This is a genomic window from Vibrio ouci, assembly GCF_004551525.1.
In the GTDB taxonomy this organism is placed as follows: domain Bacteria; phylum Pseudomonadota; class Gammaproteobacteria; order Enterobacterales; family Vibrionaceae; genus Vibrio; species Vibrio ouci.
Genome location: NZ_SATR01000147.1, coordinates 1 through 1,906 on the forward strand (window position 1 = coordinate 1; position 1,906 = coordinate 1,906).

Here is a 1,906-nt window from a genome sequence, read left to right on the forward strand (position 1 = left end):
ATCACGTTCCATGAAGTCCTTTAGCTCTCTAACTCCTTGATAATCTAATGCCATGCCTTTGTAGAGGTGGATGTGATTGACGACATCAAAGTCCCCATCCAGTTGGGATTGAAAGTGTTTGAGGTTTTGTTCCATTTGGTCGCAGAAGGTGCGCATTGTGGTGACTTGTTCCATCATTGCTCGATGCTGTTGTCTGGTGAGCTGATAGCGTGCCTGGAGTTTGTCCATTTGGTTGAAGGTGCATTGGACGAAACGCGCTTGTTTCTCGCTGAGGGTCACGCCCTGGAGCGGGGGAGTCATCATGGCATCAAAGGCACGAATCACCTGCAGGTGGAATTTGGCACTAATCCACATCGCGTATGAGTAGACCAGTTCTTTGCAGACCCAAGTTCCTGCATTACAACCGCCACGCGTTGTGTTTACAGCAAAGTGCGAATTCGCACTTTGGCCAAAGCAGGAATTCCTGCTTTGCTCTATTTCATTAATCAGTTCTTGAGTTTGCTGGTTCTTGATAAAGATACTGGGTCGATGGCGATTGAGGCCTCCACTCGCTTTATGTAGGTCATTTAACGAGTACAGGTTATCAATTACACGGATGTCTTTAGATAGAATGATTAGATTTGGCATGTTAGCCCCCTTGAGATCTAGTGTTACTAAATCACCACTCAAAGGTTCCAATCAATGGGTGGTGAACTGGACAAGGTTGGAACTACCGCACTCAAGGAAACGGCGCGCCGAAGCGCCCCTGCCCAGCCCACCATAATGCAGATAGTACGTTTTCTACACGAAACGACTATGTTCAGATGTGCTGAAGCCGCATATAAAAAAACCAGCAACTAGCTGGCACTTACATGCCTTGAGTTTTAAAGCGGGGTTCCAATCCCGACACTGGATTTTGCCAGTGCCGTTAAAGTGTATCGCTGCTTTGTGAAATGTGTCAATGAGTGTTCAAGGTTTCCCACTTTAATCAGGCATTTAGTTAGAATGCATGTAATGTGGTGTCTATGCGGGATTTTTCTTAACCGTAGTGGAACGAAAATTGACCAACTTCGAAGCCCTCAGAGCGCAACATAGAAACAAGAGTTCGACTGCGAGCTGCGCCACGACTCATGTTAAAGAGTTCCTTAACTCGGCTCGATCACCGAATGCGATAGGCATCCGGCTTCCTCTGCTGAAACTCGTAGTAACAGGAAGATGCGACATCGAACAACCCCCAAAGCATTTTGACCGTTTCGTGCTCCCTCAACGGGTCAATTAGTGAGAACGTTCGAGTTCGTCCGACATTAAGAGATCAGTGGTTGCTTTTTTAGTATGGATTTTCTGTTGCTCAGGTGTAAGGGCTTTAACGGTTGGAGTCTTCCCGCCACGTTCTATCTATAATTGATCGACCCAGCGGCGAAGGGCTGTATCACCACCATCTAGAGAGCGTGCTGCCTCAGCTATTGAGTTGCCTTGGTCGAGAACCAAACTCGCAGCATCCACTTTGAACTCAGAAGAAAATGTACGTCGTTGTCGTTTTGTCATTGAACCCCTCATTTACGGTGGAGACATTACCACCTAATTTGGTGTCCGGGATCATTAAACCATTTCAGGATAATCTAAAGATCATATGTGCAGAAAAAGCTAACATTGTAATAAATGACCGAAATGAAACAGCGGTCAAAACTAAGATAACAAAATTGTATGAATGATTAGGTGGTGATTTCATTAGCCAAACCAACGCAGAGCATTGTGGTTTCTCATAGGAGGATGAGATATTCAAGAAATCTTCTCCAAAAGTCTATGCTCGAGCAATCAACTATGTAGGTAGTATATGATTATTAGCGCAAGCAGAAGAACTGACATACCTGCATTCTATTCAGAGTGGCTTATGAATAGAATCAAGGCTGGCTTTCTTCTGACTAAA

General features: G+C 45.1%; 3 protein-coding genes. 1 reads left to right on the forward strand and 2 read right to left on the reverse strand.

Features of this window, described 5'->3' with window-relative positions; all coding sequences use genetic code 11:
- The coding region (locus ELS82_RS27190) for a KilA-N domain-containing protein (protein WP_244230884.1) at nucleotides 1-627 on the reverse strand (627 nt) is incomplete at its 3' end.
- A 747-nt stretch (nucleotides 628-1,374) separates the two neighbouring features.
- The gene (locus ELS82_RS24525; RefSeq protein ID WP_167489531.1) at nucleotides 1,375-1,524 is read right to left on the reverse strand and encodes a transposase; all 150 of its coding nucleotides are present in this window, start codon (nucleotides 1,522-1,524) and stop codon (nucleotides 1,375-1,377) included.
- Between the two features lie 289 nt (nucleotides 1,525-1,813).
- Between ELS82_RS24525 and ELS82_RS24530 the strand changes: the two genes are divergently transcribed.
- The coding region (locus ELS82_RS24530; protein ID WP_134837719.1) for a DUF1848 family protein at nucleotides 1,814-1,906 on the forward strand (93 nt) is incomplete at its 3' end.

What these genes read in the sequence shown, in the direction of transcription:
- ELS82_RS24525 (WP_167489531.1), bottom strand. Translation starts at nt 1,524, where the DNA reads ATGACAAAACGACAACGACGTACATTTTCTTCTGAGTTCAAAGTGGAT.